The organism is Arthrobacter sp. NPDC080031 (genome assembly GCF_040702485.1).
Taxonomy (GTDB): Bacteria; Actinomycetota; Actinomycetes; order Actinomycetales; family Micrococcaceae; genus Arthrobacter.
In genome coordinates this window covers 151,616-168,769 of record NZ_JBFBLA010000012.1, presented here as the reverse complement: position 1 = coordinate 168,769, position 17,154 = coordinate 151,616, and the positions used below count along the sequence as shown (strand labels likewise).

The 17,154-nt window shown below is 63.0% G+C and carries 22 protein-coding genes and 1 tRNA gene; 8 read left to right on the top strand and 15 right to left on the bottom strand.

All coding sequences use genetic code 11. The annotated features are described in order from the left end of the window. Positions 1-247: 247 nt before the first annotated feature. The 9 genes from AB0323_RS12475 to AB0323_RS12435 form a co-directional block, all read right to left on the bottom strand. On the bottom strand, positions 248-706 hold the full coding sequence (locus AB0323_RS12475) for a hypothetical protein (RefSeq protein WP_366177598.1): 459 nt from the start codon (positions 704-706) through the stop codon (positions 248-250). A 238-nt stretch (positions 707-944) separates the two neighbouring features. Continuing rightward, positions 945-1,175 carry a hypothetical protein gene (locus AB0323_RS12470; RefSeq protein ID WP_366177597.1) on the bottom strand — a complete coding sequence of 77 codons (231 nt, stop codon included), beginning with the start codon at positions 1,173-1,175 and terminating at the stop codon, positions 945-947. 135 nt (positions 1,176-1,310) lie between these two features. Next, on the bottom strand, positions 1,311-1,667 hold the full coding sequence (locus AB0323_RS12465) for a hypothetical protein (RefSeq protein ID WP_366177596.1): 357 nt from the start codon (positions 1,665-1,667) through the stop codon (positions 1,311-1,313). Between the two features lie 233 nt (positions 1,668-1,900). Next, on the bottom strand, positions 1,901-2,233 hold the full coding sequence (locus tag AB0323_RS12460) for a hypothetical protein (protein WP_366177595.1): 333 nt from the start codon (positions 2,231-2,233) through the stop codon (positions 1,901-1,903). A gap of 393 nt (positions 2,234-2,626) precedes the next feature. Then, positions 2,627-3,274 carry a hypothetical protein gene (locus AB0323_RS12455; RefSeq protein WP_366177594.1) on the bottom strand — a complete coding sequence of 216 codons (648 nt, stop codon included), beginning with the start codon at positions 3,272-3,274 and terminating at the stop codon, positions 2,627-2,629. Continuing rightward, a complete protein-coding gene (locus tag AB0323_RS12450; protein ID WP_366177593.1) occupies positions 3,271-3,651 on the bottom strand; it encodes a helix-turn-helix domain-containing protein in 381 nt (126 codons plus the stop codon). The genes AB0323_RS12455 and AB0323_RS12450 overlap by 4 nt, the downstream gene beginning before the upstream one ends. 411 nt (positions 3,652-4,062) lie before the next feature. Beyond that, positions 4,063-4,887, bottom strand: coding sequence for a hypothetical protein (locus AB0323_RS12445; RefSeq protein ID WP_366177592.1), 825 nt, complete (start codon positions 4,885-4,887; stop codon positions 4,063-4,065). Between the two features lie 29 nt (positions 4,888-4,916). Continuing rightward, positions 4,917-5,234, bottom strand: a complete 318-nt coding sequence (locus AB0323_RS12440) for a hypothetical protein (protein WP_366177591.1) — start codon at positions 5,232-5,234, stop codon at positions 4,917-4,919. Beyond that, entirely contained in the window at positions 5,231-5,422 is a 192-nt protein-coding gene (locus tag AB0323_RS12435) for an NAD(P)-binding protein (RefSeq protein ID WP_366177590.1), read from the bottom strand. Before AB0323_RS12435 ends, AB0323_RS12440 begins: the two co-directional genes overlap by 4 nt. Positions 5,423-5,655: 233 nt before the next feature. Between AB0323_RS12435 and AB0323_RS12430 the strand changes: the two genes are divergently transcribed. The 7 genes from AB0323_RS12430 (at position 5,656) to AB0323_RS12400 (ending at position 12,827) form a co-directional block, all read left to right on the top strand. Beyond that, the gene (locus AB0323_RS12430; RefSeq protein WP_366177589.1) at positions 5,656-8,130 is read left to right on the top strand and encodes an EAL domain-containing protein; all 2,475 of its coding nucleotides are present in this window, start codon (positions 5,656-5,658) and stop codon (positions 8,128-8,130) included. A 323-nt stretch (positions 8,131-8,453) separates the two neighbouring features. After that, positions 8,454-8,849: an NlpC/P60 family protein gene (locus AB0323_RS12425; protein ID WP_366177588.1), complete on the top strand. Its 396-nt coding sequence runs from the start codon at positions 8,454-8,456 to the stop codon at positions 8,847-8,849. Continuing rightward, the gene (locus AB0323_RS12420) at positions 8,846-9,397 is read left to right on the top strand and encodes a hypothetical protein (RefSeq protein ID WP_366177587.1); all 552 of its coding nucleotides are present in this window, start codon (positions 8,846-8,848) and stop codon (positions 9,395-9,397) included. The genes AB0323_RS12425 and AB0323_RS12420 overlap by 4 nt, the downstream gene beginning before the upstream one ends. 2 nt (positions 9,398-9,399) lie before the next feature. Further along, a complete protein-coding gene (locus AB0323_RS12415; RefSeq protein ID WP_366177586.1) occupies positions 9,400-10,443 on the top strand; it encodes a hypothetical protein in 1,044 nt (347 codons plus the stop codon). A 659-nt stretch (positions 10,444-11,102) separates the two neighbouring features. Next, positions 11,103-11,783 carry a hypothetical protein gene (locus AB0323_RS12410; RefSeq protein WP_366177585.1) on the top strand — a complete coding sequence of 227 codons (681 nt, stop codon included), beginning with the start codon at positions 11,103-11,105 and terminating at the stop codon, positions 11,781-11,783. Between the two features lie 147 nt (positions 11,784-11,930). Beyond that, positions 11,931-12,101: a CsbD family protein gene (locus AB0323_RS12405; protein ID WP_366177584.1), complete on the top strand. Its 171-nt coding sequence runs from the start codon at positions 11,931-11,933 to the stop codon at positions 12,099-12,101. Between the two features lie 243 nt (positions 12,102-12,344). After that, positions 12,345-12,827, top strand: a complete 483-nt coding sequence (locus AB0323_RS12400) for a hypothetical protein (protein WP_366177583.1) — start codon at positions 12,345-12,347, stop codon at positions 12,825-12,827. A gap of 180 nt (positions 12,828-13,007) precedes the next feature. Here AB0323_RS12400 and AB0323_RS12395 read toward each other — a convergent pair whose 3' ends face one another. The 6 genes from AB0323_RS12395 to AB0323_RS12370 all read right to left on the bottom strand — a co-directional run bounded on the left by AB0323_RS12395 (position 13,008) and on the right by AB0323_RS12370 (position 16,931). After that, a complete protein-coding gene (locus AB0323_RS12395; RefSeq protein WP_366177582.1) occupies positions 13,008-13,847 on the bottom strand; it encodes an aldo/keto reductase in 840 nt (279 codons plus the stop codon). Positions 13,848-13,980: 133 nt separating this feature from the next. Beyond that, positions 13,981-14,433, bottom strand: coding sequence for a hypothetical protein (locus tag AB0323_RS12390; protein ID WP_366177581.1), 453 nt, complete (start codon positions 14,431-14,433; stop codon positions 13,981-13,983). 8 nt (positions 14,434-14,441) lie between these two features. Beyond that, positions 14,442-15,092 carry a bacterial proteasome activator family protein gene (locus tag AB0323_RS12385; protein ID WP_366177580.1) on the bottom strand — a complete coding sequence of 217 codons (651 nt, stop codon included), beginning with the start codon at positions 15,090-15,092 and terminating at the stop codon, positions 14,442-14,444. Positions 15,093-15,118: 26 nt separating this feature from the next. Beyond that, positions 15,119-15,331, bottom strand: coding sequence for a hypothetical protein (locus AB0323_RS12380; protein ID WP_366177579.1), 213 nt, complete (start codon positions 15,329-15,331; stop codon positions 15,119-15,121). Between the two features lies 1 nt (position 15,332). Then, positions 15,333-15,914, bottom strand: coding sequence for a PadR family transcriptional regulator (locus AB0323_RS12375; RefSeq protein WP_366177578.1), 582 nt, complete (start codon positions 15,912-15,914; stop codon positions 15,333-15,335). Positions 15,915-15,947: 33 nt separating this feature from the next. Continuing rightward, positions 15,948-16,931, bottom strand: coding sequence for an NAD(P)H-quinone oxidoreductase (locus AB0323_RS12370; protein ID WP_366177577.1), 984 nt, complete (start codon positions 16,929-16,931; stop codon positions 15,948-15,950). A 114-nt stretch (positions 16,932-17,045) separates the two neighbouring features. Here AB0323_RS12370 and AB0323_RS12365 point away from each other — a divergent pair. After that, positions 17,046-17,133: transfer RNA gene (locus AB0323_RS12365), tRNA-Ser, on the top strand. The last annotated feature ends 21 nt before the right edge of the window (positions 17,134-17,154 follow it).

Genomic DNA, 17,154 nt, shown 5'->3' with positions numbered 1-17,154 from the left:
CGGAACTCCGCCCCATAAGCTGTGGGCATGGTCAACATCCTTCCACGAGCACAAGCTCGCTAGGTCAAGGAGTCAACAAAACCGGGGGCAGTCCCTTTTGCTTCGAGGCATTGTGAGACAGCACAAGTGAGACAGACTTGGTGAGACACTTTTGGCCAGTATTTGGCTGGTTTTGGGTTGTTGAGAGCACGTAGCACCAAGCTAGAGTCTGTGAGACTCGACCGGGTTGGCTCGGCGGGTGTGTGCCTCAGTAGCGGTCAAGCCAGTTGACCGGATAGCCGAGCTCCTCAAGCGAGAGAAGCACTACCTCCGGGTGGAATGAGTAGATGGTCCAGTCCAGATGTTTGTCACCCTGGATGGCGATGCCGTCGGAAAACAGCCCATGGGCTCTGAAGACTCTTTCGACCTGAGATCGCTCAACTCGCCACGGTCCCGCGAACCGACCAAAACCAAACCTTGCCCGGAACTCCAGCCGCTCCCTCGTGGCCACAAGCTCAATCAAAGGCACCGTGGCGTTGAAACGTTGATTGTTGAATCCAATGACTTCTCTGTACTGCTCATTGTCGGCAGGCTTCCCCGGGACGGTGTCCATGTCGCTGACCTTATCGCGGGCTCTGGCCTGAGAGATATGCCGGTAGGAGACAATGGCGAATGCGCCGCCGACCAGGACGCCGGTGACCGTTGCGAGGGCCCCTGGGTTCGTCAAGTCGTGCCGCGTTGCGGCAATTCATCACGATCCTATGCCCCGCTGACCCCGTTGGGCACGAGCGGCCGCCAAGGGAATGCCGGCGGAGAACAGGAAGAGCCCACCTCCACTGGCGCCCCTCGCCGCCGGTCCGCATGTCATCTGGCACGGCTTTCGTGCAGTGCTAGCCGGCTGCCCGGTTCGGTGACCGAGGTGCCCTCTTGAGCTCGGCCCGCATGGCCAACACCGGGAGCGGCCCCTACAGGCCTGCTGTCAGGGAGAGAACCGCGATCAGGAATCCGATGACAATCCAACAGGCCGCCATGACACGGACCTGCGTGGTACCTCGCTGTGTCCACCACACGACATCGGCAGTCGCCGAAACCCACGTCCGGATCTTGGCAGCGCGACGCGCCAACGGCCGTGCGATAGCCCAGCTAAACAGGCCCGCGCCGCCCATCACGAGCCCGAACAATACCCCGGGAGCCATCGAATCACCTCGCCAAATCTGCCACTAGCCAGTCCCGCTTAGGAACAGCGCAACTGCTCGCGAATCTATTGCATGCGCCGGGCCCGCTACAAACGGGGCCCAAATACATCAACGGCGTTTCTTGCTGCGAGGTGTTCATAACGGGTGCACGAAAACCAGGACAAAAACGGACACCGCGACAAAGATGGCGCCGAAGACCATTGAGAGGGCGCCATACACGCGAAGAAAAACGGGTAGCAGCGACCCGATGCCAATCGTTGAGAGCTTGGCAACCCTAGATAAGGAACCGCGATGATCGGTGACCAGAATCATGCCTTCAAGGAACGCGGCAAGGCCAATCAACCCGAAGGCGTACGGAAGGACCGCTTTCGCCACATCGCGCGGCAGCGCAAGTGAGCTCAGGACGGTGAGCAGAATGAGGACGGCGCACGTCACCCATGCCACCCGCAGCGGCAGCGGGAGCGACCCCAGTTCCTTAACAGTTCTCCCCAATGCCGCCCCTCCGTCGATTGCCTTTGACCAAAGAGTAAGGGCTGCCATCCTGCCGCGACAGAGGTCCGGGCCCGCCCTCCCCTTTACTTGTGTGAGGGAAGGTGACGCGCGTGCGGGCCCGAGGTCATGTCTGGATACATTTGCCAGCGCGGGGACCCTTGACCGTCGGCGTTCCGTAGCAGACGATGTTGGCACGCTTCGAAGGACGGAGCCCCGGCTTCCAGACCAGTCCTTCAGTCAAGTTCGCGCCGGCCATGGCGGGTCAGCTTCAGCAGCTCGGCCAGTTCGCGGCGGTTCCGGTGACGGTCTGCCCGGCGCTCATAGCGCAGACCGTCTGCGTCACGGCACAGCGGGCAGCAGCAAGTCCTCGTTCCGGTGTACTGGAATTCCCAGTGGCAGGATCCCCGAGCCATGGAGCCAACAGTGTCCTCGACCTGCTCCAGGTCCTCGTGGACGGTGGCGGGGAGGTCGCAGATACCGTCCCGGTGATCGTGGACAGCGACGCGGTGCAAAGTGCCGTCCCACAGGCGGATACGAAACGGCTGGGTCTTCTCGGTACGGGACATGTGACGCTCCTACATTCTGCGGCAGCGCCCATCCCCACGGGATTACGGGTAGGTCACTGCCGCCTAGATATGTCGGCGTCACGAGGTCTGCGAAACATGAGACCCAGTCTGACACCTGGCCAGAGCAAATGACCAGTCGGCGGCTGTCCTTAAGCGGACCGGCATAGGGGCCCGGGAGTATGAGCGGCTCTTAGGCAGGCCCATCTGGGTGCCCGCCAGCCGGTCCACCACCGCGATAACCTCGGCCCGCTCCCCCGCCGACCCGCTCCCCCGCCGAGAAATCCCATGCAGATGCTGGAGCCTGTGATTCGCGTATACCCCGATGTGTGGGTGTTCTCGCCCGATTTCCGGCGCTTACTCGTTGTTCAAGCCGCACACTCCCGAGAGGCTGATTCACTTCGTATTTAGGGCGTCAAGGCCGGCGTACGCGAGAAAGGCCCTAGTCTGCCGCAATCTTCTTAGTCCAATGGGAACCGCCACCAAGAAAGGGATCATCGTGAAGGCGTACAGCACCATCGCGGGTCCCAAGTCGGTCCACATCATCAGATTTCCCAAGGCCAACAAGAAGTATCCCGGCAGCAGCCGCAATGAGAACCGCTGGACAGCGAGAGTCTGCCGGGCGGCCCCCAGCACGACGTTCAACTCTTCAGGGTGGACCGGCTCCCGGCCTTTGATCTGGTTCGCGACGCGCCGCCGCTGCGTGAGGGACAGCTGAGCCACAACCAAGCCCTGGCTGTTGGGCTTTTCGCCGGTTCGTCCGGCATGAAACCAAACGATGACGTCGAGGAGTATCCCGGCACACTCAACAATGACGCCTGCCGTTTTCAGCCATCCGGGCACTACAATGACATCCCTGAACAGCGGCTGGAGCAGAAGGAGCGCGGTGACACCACTTATCGCCGCAACAACCAGGACCACTACAGCGACGAGGGTCCACGCCTCGTTTCTGGGTGGCGACCACATCCCCGACGGCAAGCCCTTCGCGACACGTTCGGCCGCGGCCCACTGCCGGGCCGCGTCGTCTCCTTCGGTGCCCCTCACCGATGCCGCGCCGGTTGGGCTGGGGCCCTTTGTCCGGCACCGGTGTCGGAGTTCTCGGATCCTTCATCCCTTGCACCGGCCAGGATCTGCTGGACGCGCTGGTAGGACACTCCGAATACCTCGGCGATTTCCGCAGGGGTCATGCCTTCACCCACCAGTCCAAGGATCGCTTCCACGCGAAGCCGCCCGGCCTCATTCAACAGCCCATCGGCCCGGACATTTAAGGACTCGGCCTGCCCCCATGCGAGCATGCCAGGGCAGACCGCCTCATAGACGACGTCGAAGAATATCTGGTCCGCTCCAAGCCGCAGAACGTTAGCGAGCCAATCCGCCAAGGACCGTTGCGCAGCCATCAGGCGAGGCCCAGCGACACTCATGGACCTTTCAATATCGCTCGCCGACCACTGAGCGCCCTCCCAGATGGCCCTGACCTGAACGGTCACCGGAGATTTCTCAGGTCTTTCTCGGCTGCAGAGCCAGTTGCCGAGCCGAACCGGGTCGTACCGGGCTGCGCCACGGTTCCCAGACAGGCGTAAATCAGCCGAAGTACCGTTGTTCACGTCTGCCAAGGCCTTAAAGGACATCACGTCCATTCCTTCCCGTTTGGCTGCCTGCCGCAAAGTCAACGGAACCTGCCGCGACGGTACTCCAGCGTCCATCCCATGTCCTCCCCACAGGCACCAAGGTTCTTACTTAGAGTCAACGGCCCGCGGGTAGGTAGTGGCACGAGTGCCAGATACTTGATTTCTGACGGGCTCTCGGGCGAAAACACTCAGCCTACTTACTATTCACGATGTGCCCGGGTGGGACGCAACAGGCGGGGCGGCCTCACCACGCGGCGTAACCTTGTGGGCCAAATCGGAGAACCTGTCGAGCCTGGAGCGCGTGATCCAGTCCCTGAGCTGGGGATCGCGCCTCCAACGGTCTTGGTTGGTCAGATTCATCAGCATCATGTTGAGCCAGTCATGCGGAGCATCCGACATCGGTATGGGTGTGCAGAGCTCGTTCTTCTCGGCCTCGCCGTCGATCGAGGCCTCGATATGGGCGATGAAGGCGCTGCTGAACGTCGGCTGGAGCGCGCGTACCATCTGTACGGTGATCTTCCGGCCAGTGAAGATCGGAGTCGCCGGCCGTCTCTCGACCGCACTGGCTGAGCAGTCCACGTACAGACGTTCTGTTGACGACTCCACTGTCCCGCGTTCCAGGAGGATCCGGTCGCGTTCGATACGTTGGATCCTGCCCATGCGAACGACGTTCTGGATCTGCCTCAGCGCGTCGAGCTCCGCCAAGGAGACTATGGCCCCGTGATACATGGTGGGTGTGACGCCGGTGTCCAGCCGCAACAGTTGTCCCGTGGCTTCCAGTTGTGCGAACAGTGCATCGATCGTCTCCGCAGCCGCAGCGATCTCGGCCTGGATCGCGAACGCGCCGAACGATCGCTCAAAGAACTCCTCGCCGGGCTGTACGTTCGCGCGGTTCTGAAGCCACGGGTCGCGCGGCACGATCCAGCAGATGTCGTCCGGCGACACCTGGTTCTGCAGCAACCAGAGGCACGCATCTATACCGGTCTTACCGGCCCCGATGACGACGTAGACTGCAGGCGGCCGCTTCACGTGCGGCAGATTATTGGGCGGCACGCACTCTACGCACCCGCAGCCACCCGATATTTGGGCGGATGCGTGGAAGGCACAGCCGTGTTCAGATACGAGGTATCGACAACCTTGTCCCTCACGTGCACTTCGAGGATCTCACCGCCCGTGAGCGAGGTGAATCGATGACGCTCCACGTAGTCGCCCTCGTATTCGCACATCGGGAAGCACCGGAGCCGGCCTGAGTCGACAAAGTCGCGCATCAATTCCTCGTAGTAGTAGAGGATTGAGGCGCTACTCGCGCGTTCGCACAGGCCCAGATTGAGCGCTGTCCCGTCGCGCGCGCCGCTGCCCAGATCACGTGAATTCACACACCGTAGGTGGCCGACGGCTGGTGCAATCGCACGAACGGATAGGCATCGTTCCAGTGCCCGCCAGGAGCATGGTGGCGATCGACTGTGACCATCGTGTGGTCTGTCTCGTGGAGCAGCACGTCGGCAAACGCCATCCCCGCCGCACCGCTCCCAACTACCAGGTAGTCGGCTTCAATTGCTGCCACGGAGCCTCCTGAGCTGGTTGCCATCCTTGTTCTCGCTAGTGAACCAAAAATGTCGTGCCAACGATAGAAGGAAGACGCGGCTATCCCGCTCCCGATGAGGAACTCGATTGCCGGCGTCGATCTGCGCAACGCCCGGACCGGGCTATTGCCCGTAGGCAGTGTCTGGACGTAGCCTGCTGGGAAAATTCCTGTTCCGGACGTTCTGGTTGTACGGGAGACGGCGAGGGGGCCCCATGACCGCAGAAGATTACGACGATTTGCTGATGCAGTCGCTTCTGCTGGAGGAGATTGGTCAGTCCGTGATCGCCTTGGATCGGGACTGGCGTGTTACGTATTGGAACCGTGCGTCGGAGCGTCTGTACGGTTACGCTGCAGCTGAAGTGCAGGGCCGGATGATCACGGAGCTGTCCATTATTGCCGGGCCGAAGGCGACCGGTAAGGAAATCGCGGACACGCTCACGTCGGGACGGACGTGGGCGGGCGAGTTCTGGATGCGTGACCGTGAGGGCAGGAAATTCCCCATCCATGTAACGGTCGCTCCGGTCCGTGGCACCCATCCGGTACCCGTGGCGGTGGTGGCGGTGTCCAAGGACATCTCCGAACGCAAACACGCCGAGGCGCGCCTGCGGCGTATGTCGGCGCTGGTCGAATCGTCCGGCGATGCGATTATCGGAGCTGACCTGGACGGCACCGTCACGAGCTGGAATGCCGGTGCTGTCAGGATGTTCGGTTGGCGGGCCGCCGAGGCGTTGGGCCGCGACTACCGGCTGCTGACCACCCGCACGGATAAGGGTTTCAAAGATGAAGTCCTCGAACACCTGCAGACTTCAGGATTCGCCACCGGCGTCGAAGCCCGGTGGAAACGCAAAGACGGAAACACCATTGACGTGTCCTTGACCGTCTCGCCGGTCTTCGACGACGACGGCCGGCGAGTCGGCGGCTCCGTCATCGCCAGGGACATCACCGAGCTCAAACGGCTCCAGTCCGATGCCGACAAGGAGCGAGAACGGCTGATCGCAGCCCAGGAAATCGCCCACGTCGGGAGCATCGAGTACGACTACGCCACCGGTTGCTGGTGGCATTCAGAGGAATACGCCCGGCTCATCGGCGGAGCACCGGACGAACAGCCCTCCATGGAAAGGATTCTCTCCCTTGCCCACCCGGATGACCGAGACTTGCTCGGGGACGTCTTTCGCAGGCTCGACGAGGGTGAGCGGTACGTCGAATACGAGTTCCGCGTCCTCACCAAGAAAGGCACGGTCCGCTGGCTGCATGCGCGGGCCCGGGTTGCCCAGGCCCCGGACGGGCGCCCCTCACGCCTCCTGGTCACCGTCATGGACACCACCGAGCGCAAACGTGCGCAGGAAATCCTCGAACACCAGGCCTTCCACGACGGCCTGACCGGTCTGCCGAACAGGTTTCTGCTCACGAAGATCCTCCAGGACCTTCTGGACCGCAGAAGGTCGCAGGTGGTGGTCATGTTCGTGGACGTGGACCGGTTCAAACTGGTCAACGACGGCATCGGCCACGGCGCCGGTGACGCGGTACTGATCCAACTTGGCGAGCGGATCCGCGAGACCGTCCGCGAAGCCGACACGGTGGGCCGCTTCGGCGGGGATGAGTTCGTCGTCGTCTGCGAGGACCTCGGCCCCGGCGAGGGCGCCGCAATGGCCGAACGCATCCGGGCCTCCACCAGGGACGGATTCGATCTGGACGGACGGAAGATCTATCTAAACGTGAGTATCGGCGTCGCCGCCGCCGGGCAAGATGACACCGCCGAGTCCCTGCTGAGCGGCGCAGACGCAGCCATGTACGCGGCCAAAACCGCCGGGGGTGACCGCACCGAGGTCTACGACCTGGAGCCGGCCAACGACCCGGAGCAGGCGGTGGCGCGCCTGGATCTGGAATCCGGACTCCGGACGGCCCTGGAACATGGCCAGATGCACCTGGAGTACCAGCCCATCATCGAGCTCCCCGGCGGCAACACCGTCGGCTTCGAAGCACTCCTTCGCTGGACCCATCCCTCCCACGGCATGATCGCCCCTGACATCTTCATTCCGGTCGCCGAGGAGACGGGCCTGATCGTGCCCATTGGAGCCTGGGTCATGAACCAGGCGTTGACGCAGGCCCAGCACTGGCGCGAAACGGTCCCCGGCGCAGAAGACCTGTCCATCGCCGTGAACATTTCCGTCCGCCAGCTCCTGGACGCGGACTTCCTCGATGTAGTCGACCGAGCCATTACCGGCAGCGGCATCGACCCTCTAGCTCTCAGCCTGGAAATCACCGAGAGCGTGCTTATGGAACAGAATCAATTGCCCATGGACACGCTCCGCGCCCTGCATGCCCAAGGCGTCCGGCTCTCGATCGATGACTTCGGAACCGGCTACTCCTCCTTGAGTTACCTGAAATGGCTGTTTGCCCGGGTCCTCAAAATAGACCGCACCTTCATCGAAGAGCTCGGCAAGGACCCCCACGGCGCCACGCTCATTGAACTCATCCTGGGAACGGCGCGCAGCTACGGTCTCGACGTCATCGCCGAAGGCGTCGAAACCCGGGCGCAACGGGACGAACTCATCCGCCTCGGCGTCCCCAAAGCCCAAGGCTACTTCTGGCACCACCCCATGCCGGCCGCCCAGGTGCCTGGATGGGTTACATCATCAAGGACGGGAGCCGACGTGTCCGCAGCCGAAACGAAGGCGGACAGCTGACCCCCTGCGGTGGACTGTTCGGGCCTCATCGATCCGGCTCCGGGCAGCGCCTATCGTTCAGGGTGCATATCCTGCTCGGATGCTAGCACCGGTCGATCGATGAGCCAGCCGGCGTCGGCAGAGACACTCCTGGGACAGGTGCCCGGCAGCATCGGGCGATCCGCATCGAAGAGTCAGGGGAGGAACTTAACGCCCCTTCGAGGGACAGACCGGTCGGCCTCGTTGTAGGGATTCTCCACGGCTTACCGTTCTTCCTTGACGGCATTCCTGTGACGAAAGGGTGGCGCCGGATAGGGTTTCCGGGCTCAGCCGCGACCGCGAAAATGCACGCACCCGATGTCTGGGGCGCAAAAGGTCCGAACTCCTTCGACTGCTCCGGTCTGGTCCAGTTTGCCTTCACCGCAGCCGGACGTTCCGTCCCAGCTCCGGCCGGCAGCCAGTTCAACAACTGCCCGAACAAGGTTCCGTACGCACAGGCGCAACCAGGCGATTTCGTCTTTTTCGGAGCCGGTATCACGCATGCGGGCATCTACACGGGCAACGGCATGATGATCAGTGTTCTTCCGAAGGGTGGCGTCCAGGCGAGCCGCGTCCGGGAATTCCTCGCGGACACGAGTTCCGGACAGCGGAATCCCGTTGACATGATTTCTGCCGGATCTGTAGCATCTGGTCCACGCGGGTCCACAGAAGAGACCATTGGTTCATTGGGGGAACGATGAAGACTGCAAGAAAACTGTCCGTCGCGGGCGCTGTCGCCATGCTGGCCTTGACAGCTTTGCTGGTGTCGCCGGCAGGTCCGGCGGAGGCAGCCGACACAACCACCACCTTTCAGGTCAGCGGGGGTGCGCTGAGCGTTTCCGCGCCGGCCACGAAGGATCTGGGGACCGGTGCCGCTGCCGGGACGCTGACTGCCCAACTGGGGAACGTCACGGTGACCGATAGTCGTGCCCAGCTCGGCGCCAGCTGGACGGCGACCGTGTCCTCGGCCGGATTCACCAACGCAGACGTAGGCCAGGCCGCACCGATCACGACGGTGACCTATGCGTCAGGCACCGCGACAGCGACGAGCGGTCTGGCAACATTCCTCCCGGGACAGATCTCCCCCGCGGTACCGGCTGCCCTGACGTCCACGGGAATCACCGCATTCTCGGCGTCGGCTGCGACAGGAAACAACTCTGCGACATGGAATCCAACGGTCGTGGTCAGCATCCCGGCGCAGGCCATCGCAGGCCACTACACCGGCACGATCACCCACTCCGTTTCCTGAGCGTGCGCCGCAGGATTCTGCGCGCACTGTTGCTCCTGCTTCTGCCGCTTTCCGGGGCCCTGGTCCCGGCGGCAGCCCAGGCAGCCCCTGCGCAGTCTCAGGACGGCGCGATCGGCGTCAGGTTGCTCGACGTTCCGGTGGCCAGAGCAGATGATCCCCGTGCCCGCACTTACATCGTGGATCACCTCGCTCCAGGGACGACGATCCGGCGCAGGATCGAAATATCCAACACGACTCCATCGTCCGAGGCGGTCTCGGTGTATGAAGGGACGGCGTCCGTGGATCGAGGCGCCTTCGTGCCGGCCTCCGGACGCGATGGCGACGAGCTCACGCGGTGGACCAATGTTGACCAGAGCTCGCTTGACCTGTCCAGCGGGCAGGCAGTCCCGGTCAGCGTCACCATCGCCGTCCCGCCTGACGCGCCCTCCGGGGAACGCTATGGGGTGGTCTGGGCGGAAGTGCGGTCAGGCTCCCCCGGCGCGGTCACGGTCGTCAACCGGGTCGGGATCCGGATTTACCTTTCCGTCGGGCCAGGAGGTGAACCCGCTTCCGCGATGCGCATCGGCTCACTAACGGGCAACCGGGACACTGGCGGGCGTCCCACGGTCACGGCCCAGGTCAGCAACACCGGTGGCCGAGCGCTGGACATCACCGGAGAGCTGGCCCTTACGTCCGGTCCCGGCGGCCTCAGCGGGGGACCTTACGCCACGGAAAAGGCTGTGACACTGCGCCCAGGGCAGAGCGGGACAGTCATCCTCGTCCTTGCCAAGGGTCTGCCGGACGGGCCGTGGACCGCGCACCTGGACTTAAGCAGCGGCACCACCAAAGCGTCCACGGAGGCCACGCTCACTTTCCCGGATAATCCCGGCGCCTCCGCCCCGGCTACGCCTTCCCCCCAATTCGAGCCCTGGGTTCTTCCAGCAGTACTCGCGGCCCTCCTGCTTCTTGCAACCATCCTCATCCTCCTGGCACGTAGAAGGTACGGCGGGCCCATCAACAGCGGGCAGCATCTCGAACAAGACGGTGCGACCAGCGAGTCTGCGTGAAGGCCCGGCTCCGCTCTTGCCAGACGGGTCAAGGCTCGAAGGGCGACGGACTACCTTTGAGGGGTGATCACACCAAGGTGGCGCAAAGGAGGCCCGAGTCTGGGACGGCGGGCCTCCTTCCGGTGGTTCGTGCAGTCTCTAGTGCCCGTCCGGCTTCCGGTATTGCTCAGCAGGCATTTCCGGGGCTAGGTACCGAGGTTCCATCGCGCGCGCATCGATGATCGGCAACGTCGATCGGCGGAAGAGTTGGGGCTTGACGGCCTGTCGTTTTGACGGCGCTGCAGCGTCCCTGTTCGGATAGTTTCATCGGCGCCAGTAGTCCCTCGGGCTAGAGTCTGACGTTGTAGTCGTCGGGGCGAACCGGTTCAGCCCCGGTGTCCCCGCGTAGCCCAGATGGGGAAGTCATCAGTTCGATTCTGATAGGAAGCTCGAAAAAGCCCCGCCATTCCACCGGAATGAGCGGGGCTTGCTTTTTAAGTTCTTGGCGGCTTCCACGGCAGGGGGCTGAATGCCTGGGCTCGCTGCGACCGACCGCCCGGCGCGCCGGGCGCTCCGAAGTCCAGGCAACAGGATAGAAAAGATGGGCGGGAGCTACCGGCTTCCGCCCATCGTTCCCCTTCCGGGGGACAGACTTCCGAGCTGCCGAACACCTGAAGGTCATGAACTTCCGCAATCGCTTCACCCTGCCCGCCGCATTCCTCTTTGCCGCATTGGTCCTCACCGGATGCCAGCAGGGAACCCACCCCGCCGCCGAAGCGATAACCAAAGGCCCGTCACCGGCAGCTTCTCAAACAGGCGCCCCCGTTCCAGTGGGCGCAGCCTCGGGTGCGGCAGCTGCAGCTGTGAAGTCCATCCACTCCCCCGGCGTCGTCGCTTCCGACGAGCAGCTTGCCACCGGGCAGTGCGCCGCCAAAGTGGTCGATGCCGCCACCGGCGAGTACCTGCCGGACCCGGCCTGCACTCCGGGGGCCGCAGATCCAGCGGTTACCCAGGAGAACATCGATTCAACCATTTGCACGAGCGGCTACACGGCCACGGTGCGCCCGCCCGCTTCGAACACAGACAAGGTGAAGGCCGAGAGCCTGCGCGAATACGGCCAGGTCCCAATGAAGACCACGGAATACGATCACCTGATCAGCTTGGAGCTCGGCGGCACCAACTCCGTATCAAATCTGTGGCCTGAGCCGAACAAGGCGAGCGCCACGGGCACAACAAACCCGAAAGACGCGGTGGAGAACACTCTGCACAAGGCCGTCTGCACCCATCGGGTCACCCTGTCAGCTGCCCAGAAGGCGATCGCCCACAACTGGGTTACTGCGCTCCATGACCTTGGTTTGTAGCTCCGCGATGCGCTGACTCCGACGATCAGGGTCGGCAACCAGATCCGGGACGTTGTTTATCGCCGGACTTGAAATCCAAGCCCTAAGCATGCTTAGTATGTAGTAACGGCCGTATCGATCGGCTGCCGAACCAGAGGAGGAAACACCATGGGACTAGGCGACAAGATTGAGAACGCCGCCGAAAAGGCTGGCGGCAAGGGCAAGGAAGCTGCAGGCAACGCCACGGGCGATGAAAACCTGAAGGCGGAGGGCCAGGCGGACCAGGCCAAGGGTGATTTGAAGCAGGCCGGCGAGAAGGTCAAGGACGCCTTTAAGTAAGGACTGACCTGACGGTCTAGCGAAGGGCGCATCCCATCGGGGTGCGCCCTTCGCCGTACCCGCACCTTGATCCTTCGCCGTACCCGCACCTTGATTCCGGCGGGCAATCGAGTGAAACACTCCGCATACTTACTGTTCATGGACGCCGGTCATCCTCAAAGGTATTGTGATCTGCACCCGGCTCTTGCCGATCCGGGAACTGCGTCAAGGGGATCGCAGTGGAATCGCATCTGGGGGGATTTGATGACAACGCTGGTCCAGTCCGAGGGCGAATCACACGTTCACGCGGAGGTGGACACCGTTTCCGACGCGGACGGCGGTAGGGCGTGGTTCAGCCCAGAAGATGAAAATGTCAGGCTTGAGGACGCGGGTGGAGGGATCCTCCGGATCATTTTGCGTCCTGGAGGCCGAATCACTGCCGAGGACGGAGCTCTTGTCCGGGAGCGGTATTTGGCTCTGACGGGAGGAACGGGCGCCGCAGTACTGCTGCAGGTCATCGGCGTCGAGTCTGTCAGCCGCGACGCCGTCCGATTCTTCAGTGAAGCCGCCACCATCACGGCCTTTGCGATCCTGGGCAGCACGCCAGTGGACCGCGTCATCGCCCACGGCAGGCACGGACTCCCTGCACCGCAGTGTCCGACCCAGTACTTCTCCGACGAACAAGAGGCCCTGGGGTGGCTGCGGGTCCTGAGTACCGAGCGGGTCCCGGAACTTCAGGAGGACTGAAAGGCCCGGCATCTTCTAGCTGTTGGGAACCAGCTACAGGCGCCGGAGCCAGGACCTACGCCGCGAAGTTAAGACAAGAAGTTAAGACAAGAAGTTAAGACAAGAAGACCCCGCACCTGTCAGGTGCGAGGCCTTCCCGTTGAGAACCTGCGCGAGTTGAGAAACTCCGCGAGTTGAGAACTACGCGAAGTCTGAGACCGCCGGATCCGGTCCGATGCGGCCTGCGGCGCCTCGGTCCAGGCCGTTGATGGCTTCAACGTCAGCCTCATCCAAGGTGACGCCAAGTGCTGCGAAGTTTTCCTGGATCCGGGACTCGGTCACGGACTTGGGAATCACGACATTGCCGATCGCCAGGTGCCAGGCGATAACCACCTGCGCCGGGGTGGCGCCGTGCTTGGCAGCGATCTCGGCAATAGTGGCGTTCTCAAGGAGCTCGCCACCCTGGCCCAAAGGAGACCAGGCCTGCGTCAAAATGCCGCGTGCCGTAGCGAACTCCCGGAGTTCCGCCTGGTTGAAGAACGGGTGCAATTCGATCTGGTGGATCGCCGGAACAACCCCGGTCTCGTCGATCAGGCGTTGCAGGCCTTCCTTGCTGAAGTTGGAGACGCCGATGGACTTGATGCGTCCGCGCTTCCGGAGCTCAATGAGCGCCTTCCAGGTGTCCACGAACTTGTCCTGCTTGGGCTGCATCCAGTGGATCAGGTACAGGTCAAGGGTTTCCAGGCCGAGGCGGTTCATGGACTCTTCGAAAGCCGCGAGCGTGGACTCGTAGCCCTGGTCAGCGTTCCACAACTTGGTGGTGATGAAGATTTCCTCGGGCTTGAGGCCGGAGGATGCGATGGCGCGTCCCACGCCTGCCTCGTTGCCGTAGATCTTGGCGGTATCGATGTGGCGGTATCCGGCGTCGAATGCCTGACGCACTACCTTTTCGGCTACATCGTCCTCAACCTGCCACACCCCGTAGCCGAGCTGGGGAATGGAGTTGCCGTCGTTAAAAGTAAGGTTCGGTGACGAAGTCATGGCTTCCATCCTGCCAGCCGCGAACCCGGGGTGGCTACGGATTCCGGCCGCTCTAAGCTAGGCGCTTAATAGTTGTTATGTGGGAATAGACGCGTCTGCACCTATATCCCCCACACCAAATATCGCCAACAGCCTACGAGCCAGCTCTCGCGCTGAGCAGCCGTTCAGCCTCCTCGACATGCTCGTAAACGGCCTCGGCGCGTCGTCGCACCGAAGCGGCTCCCACAGGAACGGGCCCGACGGCGAGACGCAGCATCGCGGCCGCCTCCGCCGTCGTGGCAAGAGAGTTCCCCGCTTTGGACAGCGCGCGGTGGACGCCCGCGAGCGATCCGGGAATGTCCAGCGCATCACTGGGCGCACGGAGCTGGGCCTCGGCGCAGATGGCACGTACCCTGGACGACAAGCCCGCCAGTTCGTCCGCAATGGCCACGAGTTCGACGTAGAGCTGTTCGTCTTCTACGCCTTCAAGCACTTGGTGGTACCGGTCAAGGCCGCGATGGAAGCGATCGTGGGCACGCCTCCAGAGTCCTTTGCCAAGTTCAGCGTCATCCTTCCGTCCCTGTCGGACGGCCCCGAAGAATCCCAACCCAGCGCTCAGAGGTACTGGCCTGGACCGTGGTCCGGTTCCACGCGATCCGTTTTGCCGGGTTCCTCTTCCTTGCCGGGAAGGCGGGCGCGCTGCGGTTCACCATTTTCGCCGATAACGACGCCCGGCGCGATCATGGTCCCGGGTGGCAGCTGGCGAAGCTGCAACTGGGCCACGGCGTGCTCCCTGGCTGCCTGCTGGGCGGCAATGGCGGTCTGGATCCCATGGAACAACCCCTCGAGCCACCCGACCAGCTGGGCCTGCGCAATCCGGAGTTCAGCGTCTGAGGGCGTGGCGTTTTCGGGGAACGGCAGGCTGATGCGCTCCAGCTCCTCCACGAGTTCAGGAGCGAGGCCCTCTTCCAGCTCCTTGATGGAGCGTTCGTGGATTTCGGCAAGCCGTCCGCGCGCGGCGTCGTCCAAGGGCGCGCTCTTCACTTCTTCGAGGAGCTGGCGGATCATGGTGCCGATCCGCATGACCTTGGCTGGTTCGTCCACGAGGTCCTGCAGGGTGCTGCCCTTCTTGATGCCAGGTTTGCCGTCGGCCTTGGGACCCGCTTCCGATGTGCTCTGTGCCGTGCCAGCGTCCAAGGTTGTGCCCTCCACCGGGATGTCGTCAAAACTCTCGCCACTGGATTGAGTTTCGTCCTGATCGCTCATGCGTTCATACTCTCATGGGCCGCAACTCAGCCCAGCGCCTTGACGAGTATTTCGCCTTCGTCCTTAGCGAAACCACACCTTTCGTAGAAGCCCGTGGCATAGAGGTTGGCGGGCTCGGCCAGCCAAAACAGCACGGTGGGGTCGCCCAAAAAGGAGCGGGCGCCGTCGGACGTCAACGCCCCTGAGGGCGCGACTGAAGGATCCTCGTCGAACAGGTTATCCGTCTCCTCGGTGAGCACTCTATGCGGTGGGTGCTCCCGTAGCGCGGACGGTTCCGTTCATGCCGTTGCCGGCGCCATTGGCCTGCTGAACCAGCCTGGCGTCGCATAGATCGAGCCAGCGCGCCTCCGCCTCGGCATGGAAGATCAGGGAGTCGAGGATGAGCAGCCTGGCAGTGTCCGTCACCCTTTGGTTGGCGGCGACATCCTTGCGGGCCTGGGTGTGCTCCTGCAGTTCGCGCAGGGAAATCTCACGTTGGGCCTGGATGAGCGCGGGGACGTCGGTGCCCGCCGTCGTAACGGCCAGGGCCAGCTTGATGGCCAATTCGTTCCTCGGCGGGGCTCCACGATCGACGGCGGTCGTGAACCATCGGCGGATCTCCGCAGTACCGGCGTCGGTGATGCTGAAGAGCACATGGCCGCGGCCGTCGTCGCCCTCCTTGCGGACCAAAGCATCGCGCTCCAGCCGGTTCAGGGTGGTGTACACCTGTCCGATGTTCAGTGGCCAGACGGCTCCTGTGCGTTCCTCGAACGCCGCCCGCAATTGGTAGCCATAGCCTGGCTGCTCCTGAAGCAACGCCAGGATGCTGTACCGGATGGACATCGCTCTCCTTCGTACTGCCGGTGGCGGGCGCCGCTAAAGCAGCAGCAAGACTTTGCCCATATGCTCGCCGGAATCGAAGTATTCGTGGGCTTCGCGGACCTGCTCCAAAGGGAATGACTTGGCCACGAACGGCTTGATCCGGCCGTCCGCGAGCATTGGCCAAACCGATTCGCGGACGGCGTTCATGATGACGCCCTTTTCCGCGACGGGACGCGGACGGAGCGCTGTGCCGATGATCGCCGCGCGCTTGCTGAGCAACTGGCCGAGGTTGAGTTCGCCCTTGGCACCACCCTGCAGCCCAATCACCACCAGCCGGCCGTAGTCGGCGAGGGCTTCCACGTTTTGCTGCAGGTATTTGGCACCGACGACGTCGAGAATCACGTCCGCGCCTTTGCCGCCGTTTTGCGCCTTGAGGCTTTCGGCGAAGTCTTCCTCCGCATAATTGATGGCAATATCGGCGCCAAGGAAGGCTTTCGCGGTGCCGACCTTTTCGGCCGTACCGGCCGTCGTCGCGACCGTGGCACCGAACGCTTTGGCGAGTTGGATCGCCATGGTGCCGATGCCGCCCGTGGCGCCATGGATCAATACCGTCTCACCCGCTTGCAGTTGTGCAGTCATGATGAGGTTTGAGTACACCGTGGCGGCGACCTCTGGCAGCGACGCCGCGGTGACCAGATCCACGCCGTCGGGCAATCGCACAACCTGCTCCGCCGGGACAGCAACCTGCTGCGCGTAGCCGCCACCCGAAAGCAGGGCCACTACCTTGTCACCCACGGAAAACGGCTTGCTCACGTCGGGCCCGAACGCGGCAATCCTGCCGGAGACCTCAAGCCCCGGAATTTCGGATGCTCCAGGTGGTGGCGGGTAGAACCCGCGGCGCTGCTGGACATCGGCCCTGTTGAGACCGGCGGCGACGACGTCGATGAGAACCTCGCCGGGGCCGGGAACCGGAGCCGGTACGTCGCGGATTTCCAGAACCTCGGGCCCGCCCGGTTCGGAGATGTAGACGGCTTTCATAGAGTGCTCCCGATCCCTTGCTCAGTGCAGTTGGCCTTTCAGACACCTTAACCGCGTTAATCGCGGCGGCAGGTTTTTGGCGCAGCCAACTCCCTATGAAACACTACTAGGCAGGGAAGGTTGTCCGAGCGGCCTAAGGAGCTGGTCTTGAAAACCAGTGTGCGGTAACCCCGCACCAAGGGTTCAAATCCCTTACCTTCCGCGTGGCGCGACGATCGCGCAG

What these genes read in the sequence shown, in the direction of transcription:
- AB0323_RS12470 (WP_366177597.1), bottom strand. Translation starts at nt 1,175, where the DNA reads ATGGCTCCCGGGGTATTGTTCGGGCTCGTGATGGGCGGCGCGGGCCTG.
- AB0323_RS12460 (WP_366177595.1), bottom strand. Translation starts at nt 2,233, where the DNA reads ATGTCCCGTACCGAGAAGACCCAGCCGTTTCGTATCCGCCTGTGGGAC.
- AB0323_RS12450 (WP_366177593.1), bottom strand. Translation starts at nt 3,651, where the DNA reads ATGAGTGTCGCTGGGCCTCGCCTGATGGCTGCGCAACGGTCCTTGGCG.
- AB0323_RS12430 (WP_366177589.1), top strand. Translation starts at nt 5,656, where the DNA reads ATGACCGCAGAAGATTACGACGATTTGCTGATGCAGTCGCTTCTGCTG.
- AB0323_RS12425 (WP_366177588.1), top strand. Translation starts at nt 8,454, where the DNA reads ATGCACGCACCCGATGTCTGGGGCGCAAAAGGTCCGAACTCCTTCGAC.
- AB0323_RS12420 (WP_366177587.1), top strand. Translation starts at nt 8,846, where the DNA reads ATGAAGACTGCAAGAAAACTGTCCGTCGCGGGCGCTGTCGCCATGCTG.
- AB0323_RS12410 (WP_366177585.1), top strand. Translation starts at nt 11,103, where the DNA reads ATGAACTTCCGCAATCGCTTCACCCTGCCCGCCGCATTCCTCTTTGCC.
- AB0323_RS12405 (WP_366177584.1), top strand. Translation starts at nt 11,931, where the DNA reads ATGGGACTAGGCGACAAGATTGAGAACGCCGCCGAAAAGGCTGGCGGC.
- AB0323_RS12400 (WP_366177583.1), top strand. Translation starts at nt 12,345, where the DNA reads ATGACAACGCTGGTCCAGTCCGAGGGCGAATCACACGTTCACGCGGAG.
- AB0323_RS12395 (WP_366177582.1), bottom strand. Translation starts at nt 13,847, where the DNA reads ATGACTTCGTCACCGAACCTTACTTTTAACGACGGCAACTCCATTCCC.
- AB0323_RS12385 (WP_366177580.1), bottom strand. Translation starts at nt 15,092, where the DNA reads ATGAGCGATCAGGACGAAACTCAATCCAGTGGCGAGAGTTTTGACGAC.
- AB0323_RS12375 (WP_366177578.1), bottom strand. Translation starts at nt 15,914, where the DNA reads ATGTCCATCCGGTACAGCATCCTGGCGTTGCTTCAGGAGCAGCCAGGC.
- AB0323_RS12370 (WP_366177577.1), bottom strand. Translation starts at nt 16,931, where the DNA reads ATGAAAGCCGTCTACATCTCCGAACCGGGCGGGCCCGAGGTTCTGGAA.